Consider the following 4,447-nt stretch of genomic DNA (forward strand, 5'->3'; position numbering starts at 1 on the left):
CCGAGGTCGGCAGGGCGAGGGCGGTGCGGAGGAACGCCTCGCGCCCGCGATGCGCGAGAGAGCCGAGCGGGCGTCCGAGCGCCATGTTCGCCTCCGCCTGCCGCGCCGTGCGCCGGGCCGCGGTGGTGCGCAGCCGGGCGAAGCCGGGCCAGGGGCCGGCCTCGCCGCGGCGCACGGCACCGGCCAGGAGCGGGGCGAGCTCGGCGGCGTCGAGCCAGCCGAGGTTCATGCCCTGCCCGCCGATCGGACTGATCTCGTGCGCAGCGTCGCCGATGAGCACGACGCGGCCGACGCCCATCCGCTCGGCCTCGCGGCGCCGCACCTGGAAGCCGCTGAGCATCGTGCAGGTCTCCGGGTCGGCGTCGGCGCCCGTCCGGTCGCGGACAGCGGCGGCCAGGGCGCGCGCGGCCTCCTGGTCGGGGGCCTCCTCGGGCCGCCAGGCGGGGGCGCCGAGGGAGCGGTCGGGGCCGCTCAGGGCGACGTACCGGCGCCGACCGCCCGGCAGGGGGAAGGACTCCACCACTCCGGCCGGGCCGACGTCGACCAGCGCGGTGCCGGTGAGACCGCCGGGCTCGGGGTCGGCGAAGTCGCCCATCACGTAGCGGTCCGGGTAGTCGCGGCCGGTGGTGCGGATCCCGAGCAGATCGCGGACGGTGCTGCGTGCGCCGTCGGCCCCCACGACGAAGGCGGCGCGGACGGAGACCGGCTCGCCGCCCGGTCCGGTGCCGGTCGCCTCGACGGTCGAGCCCCGACGGAGCAGGCCCGTCAGCGCGACCCCGGGGCGCAGCGCGTCCGGGGCCGCCGCCTCGAGGCTCTCGCGGAGGATCGCCTCGGTGCGGTGCTGGTCGAGGGTGACGACGTAGGGGTGCGTCGCGGAGGCGCGCGCGAACGAGAGCGTGCCGAGGGTGCGGCCCCGGCTGCGCGCGACGCCCTCGCGGACCCGGGTGGCCTCGGCCAGCACGGGAGCATCGGCGCCGATCGCGGCGAACGCGTCGAGCGACGGCGGATGGATGCCGATCGCCCGCGAGCCGCTCGGCACCGAGGAGCGCCGCTCCCACACCTGCACGTCCACTCCGGCCCGCGCCAGGAGCGCGCCGAGCAGCAGTCCGACCGGACCGCCGCCGACCACGAGCACGTCCGTCTCCGCTGTCACGGGTCGAGCCTAGGGAGCGGCGGCGCGGCGGGCGAGGGGGTGCGCTCGACCGCCGCGCGTGCTCAGGGTGCGAGCGGAGGCGTCAGAGCGCGTCGACAGCGGCGAGGATCTCCTCGGTCTCCGTGCGCGTCGTGTAGTCGACGTGCACGTCCGCCGTGCGGACGATCCGGTCGGCGTCGACGACCAGGACGGTCGGGTACGGGACGGCCGGGGTGTCGTCGGCGTTGCTGTCCTTCACGGCGAAGCCGAGCGCGGTGTGCGCCTCCTGCGCGTCGCCGCTGGGGGCGGTGACGATGCCGAGAGCGCTCGCGAGCGTGTTGCCGGGGTCGGAGACGACGGTGAAGCCCAGGTCGCCGTTCGCGACCGCCGCGCGCGACCCGTCGGGGGTCTGCGGGCTGATCGCGACGAGGGCGACTCCGCGCGACGCGAGCTCGGGGGCGAGGGTCTCGTTGTAGTGCTTGAGCGTGATGTTGCAGTACGGGCACCAGGCTCCGCGGTAGAAGACGAGGACGGCCGGGCCCGCGCCGAGGACGTCCGCGAGGGCGACGGTGTCGCCGTCGACGGTCACGACGGAGGCGGCGGGGAGCGCGTCGCCGGCGGTGACGGCTCCGCTCGGGGCGCCGGCGGCGACGAGGTCGTCGCGCTCGCCGGAGAAGACGGCGGCGAGCTCGGGGCCGACCGTCTCGTCGAAGCCGACGGTGAACTGGTCGAGCTGGGTGCGGACGGAGGTGCTGGTCATCGGAAGTCCTTCGGTCGTGACGGTCGTGGTCCCCCGTCCGGGAGCCTAGGCATGCGGGGGACCGGGCGCCGGGCGCCCGTCACGCGGCGTCACACGACGGCCGACGCGTGTCGGCCGGCGTGCGTGGGGCCCGGCCCCGTCGCTCCGTCATTCCGGGGCGACGACCAGCTCGCCGCCGGCGGAGCGCGAGACGCACGGCATGATCCAGCGGTCCTGCTCCTCGGGGGTCAGCACCAGGTCGCGGTGCTCCGCCGTCCCGCCGACGAGGCGCAGGCGGCAGGTGCCGCAGGTGCCCGACTCGCAGGAGGAGTCGACGTCGATCCCGGAGGAGCGGAGCGCGGTGAGGAGCGAGCGGTCGGCCGGGACCTCCACGACGGCTCCGGTCGGCTCCCAGACGGCGGCGAAGGGGACGGCCCGGTCGCCGACGGCGTCGACGCCCGCGAAGTCCTCGACGTGGATCCGGCTCGGGCGCCAGTGCATCGTGAGGGCGAGGACCTCGTCGATCAGCGCGGACGGACCGCAGCAGTAGATCCGGGCGTCGTCGTCGGGCTCGGCGACGAGCGGCCAGAGGTCGAGCCGGCCGTGGATCGCACTGTGGTGCACGAGGGAGCCGTCGGCGGAGAACTCGTCGAGCCACGCGGTGTCCTCGGGGGTGCGGCTGAGGTAGACGACCTGCACGGCCGAGCCCTGCGCCCGGAGCTCGGCGGCCATGGCGCGGATCGGGGTGACGCCGATCCCGCCGGCGATCAGGAGGTAGCGGGCGGCGGGCCGGAGGGCGAAGGTGTTCGCGGGCGGCGCGGAGGAGAGGACGTCGCCGACGCGGACGTCGTCGTGGAGGCTCCGCGATCCGCCCCGACCCCCGGGCTCGCGGCGCACCGCGATCGCGTAGTGCGACGGCTCCGCGGATCCCGGCTCGACCAGGCTGTAGCTGCGGCGCTCGCCGGAGGGGGTCGTGAGCGTGAGGTGCGCGCCGGCGGAGTAGCCGGGCAGCGGGGCGCCGTCCTCGCTCCGCAGCACGAAGCGGGTGACGGCCGGGGTGAGCGCCTCGCGCTCGGCCACCACGAGCCGCAGCTCAGCCACGGAGCACCAGCTCGTCGCCCACGCCGAGCGTGCCGCCGTCGAGGACCTCCGCGTAGACGCCGAGGAGCTCGTGGCCGTAGGTCTCGTGCAGCAGGCGGGGGACGGGCAGGTCGCGCCGACCGGTGCCCGGCTCGACCTCGGTCGCGGCGCACCGCTCGGTGGCCTTCGTGATCCGCAGCCGCAGCCCGCCCGCGCTGAGCTCGCGGCCGAGCAGCTCGAGCTCGCTCCACGCGGGCAGCCCCTCGAGGTGGATGTTCCCGCGGAACCGCAGCGGATCGACGCTCCGGCCGGTGCGCTCGGCGAGGTCGCGGACACTCGCCAGGTTGATCAGCGAGACGTACTCCATCTCGACATCGGAGTTGTGGGCCGTGTCGGTGTAGCGGCGCCCCGCGTCCTGGGCGATCACGGGCTCGACGCCGGGCGGCAGGTCGAGCACGCGGGCGGCGAAGGAGCGCAGTGCGGCCCGTCCGTCCTCCGCGCCGAGGTCGGCGGAGAGGACCCGGTGGCCGCGGACGTCGACGGTGAGCACTCCGCTGTCGGGGTCGAGGTGCGTGGTCAGGCCGGCGAGGCGCGCCTCGGCGACGAGCACGAAGTACTCGCGCTTGGAGATGCCGTGCCGCATGCCGGGCCGGTAGGCGCCGCCGGGGCGGGCGAGGGCGATCGTGCGGTCGAAGGGGACGGCGCGGCCTGTGGTGAGCTCGACGCGGGGGAGCGGCTGCGGGGTCAAGCCCTTCACCGGGTAGACGAAGAGGCCGTCCACGCGTGTCGTCATGCCCCCCATCCTGGCGCATCGCCGGGGAGCCGGCAGGGCCGTCGCGGCGCAGCGGAGCGCGAGGAACGGACGCGGCGCCGTGCGGATCCTGCGAGGCCGGGCGGAGGGATCCGCTCCGGCGGGCCTCGTCAGTACTGGAGGGAGAGGCCGACCAGGGGCGGGACGACGAGCGCGCCCAGCTCGACGATCGCGACGCTCGCGCCGACGCCGAGCGTGACGGCCGAGAGCAGCCGGGCGCGGTCCTTCCGCGCGACGCCGATGACGCCGACGATCGCGGTCGCCGTCGCGAGCACGAGCATCGTGACCCCGAGGGCGGCGAAGAGCGCCCCGATCTGCGTGGTGTCGAAGCCGCCCTGGAACGCGAGGACCGGGATGGCCGTGGTGAGCGCGGTCCGCCCGATCTGCGCGAGGGCGAGCACCACGGCGCCGACGGTCTCGAGAGGGCTCCATGCGGTCATGGCTCCAGCGTGCGCTCGGAGCGGCGCGCGGGCAAGGGGCGGCAGGCGAACAGGACACGACGTCCCGCCGACCGCGGAGGTCCGCGCGGGTCCCAGCACACGACCCGTCCGCCCGGACGTCGGCCGACCGGGTGCTGCGGATCGCGGAGCTCGTCCGAGGCGGTCCGCGGTGCGAGCCCGCTCCGCCCGTCCCCGCCGCGACGACACTCGGCCGGTCAGTGCCCGAGCTCCACCAGCAGCACGCC

Annotated in this window: 5 protein-coding genes; all 5 read right to left on the reverse strand. The window is 76.2% G+C overall.

Annotated elements, in window-relative coordinates; all coding sequences use genetic code 11:
* Nucleotides 1-1,153, reverse strand: a 1,153-nt coding sequence (locus tag C5C74_RS16610) for an NAD(P)/FAD-dependent oxidoreductase (protein WP_104351925.1), incomplete at its 3' end; no start/stop codon positions are given.
* An 82-nt stretch (nt 1,154-1,235) separates the two neighbouring features.
* On the reverse strand, nt 1,236-1,892 hold the full coding sequence (locus tag C5C74_RS16615) for a peroxiredoxin-like family protein (protein ID WP_104351923.1): 657 nt from the start codon (nt 1,890-1,892) through the stop codon (nt 1,236-1,238).
* 147 nt (nt 1,893-2,039) lie between these two features.
* Nucleotides 2,040-2,972: a PDR/VanB family oxidoreductase gene (locus C5C74_RS16620; RefSeq protein ID WP_104227407.1), complete on the reverse strand. Its 933-nt coding sequence runs from the start codon at nt 2,970-2,972 to the stop codon at nt 2,040-2,042.
* A complete protein-coding gene (locus C5C74_RS17600; RefSeq protein WP_181134733.1) occupies nt 2,965-3,744 on the reverse strand; it encodes an MOSC domain-containing protein in 780 nt (259 codons plus the stop codon). The genes C5C74_RS16620 and C5C74_RS17600 overlap by 8 nt, the downstream gene beginning before the upstream one ends.
* A 128-nt stretch (nt 3,745-3,872) precedes the next feature.
* On the reverse strand, nt 3,873-4,202 hold the full coding sequence (locus C5C74_RS17605) for a hypothetical protein (RefSeq protein ID WP_104340464.1): 330 nt from the start codon (nt 4,200-4,202) through the stop codon (nt 3,873-3,875).
* Nucleotides 4,203-4,447 lie beyond the last annotated feature (245 nt).

Origin of the sequence: Rathayibacter sp. AY1E8 (assembly GCF_002931415.1) — a bacterium.
GTDB lineage: Bacteria > Actinomycetota > Actinomycetes > Actinomycetales > Microbacteriaceae > Rathayibacter.